Raw genomic sequence first — 627 nt, forward strand, 5'->3', positions numbered from 1 at the left:
GGACATGTGGACCTACTCCTATTGGAGCCCAACAAGATCCCAGTTTACTGATTCTACCGAAACCAGCCTCATCTTGGTACATCAAGCGAACCTTACGAAAATGCCTACTGGTTTTAAAGCGCTTTCTGAGCTTCTTGAATTGAGATTTTATTTTTAGACGCGACAATGGTTTGAGAGTCTACTTTCTTGGGATGTTCTGGACGTGGCCTAATATTTCGCCAACCATGGTGCTTCAAGAGTTGATAAAAGACATCACGTGTGTAGGAAGGACCTAACTCCTTTGTATAAGCCTGAAATAAGGCATCAATTGTAACAAATTCTCCTGCCTCTGCAGCCTTCAAATGACGGGCAAGAAAGGCTTTCTCTTCCTCAATTGTCATATGTGCATGGTTACGACCACCACGTATTTCTTGAAGGAGAGAATCGCGTCCGAACTCCTCATATTTTTTTACAGTTGGCCAAATCGTTGTTTGATTACAGTCTAAAAACTCTATAATCTCTTTATAAGATTTACCCATCAGACGAAATAGAACGATTTGAAGGCGTTTATGATATTTAGCTGTACTAGAGTCTTTTAAAAGTGTTTTGATAGCTTGGATTTCTTCTTTAGTTGATTTCATATTACTA

The 627-nt window shown here is 39.4% G+C and carries 1 pseudogene; it reads right to left on the reverse strand.

From position 1 onward, the window contains the following. A pseudogene (locus HT671_RS08825) lies at window positions 1–620 on the reverse strand (winged helix-turn-helix domain-containing protein); the annotation flags it as partial. Between the last annotated feature and the right edge of the window lie 7 nt (window positions 621–627).

Origin of the sequence: Streptococcus sp. 2741 (assembly GCF_013276315.1) — a bacterium.
GTDB classification, from domain to species: Bacteria; Bacillota; Bacilli; order Lactobacillales; family Streptococcaceae; genus Streptococcus; species Streptococcus pseudopneumoniae.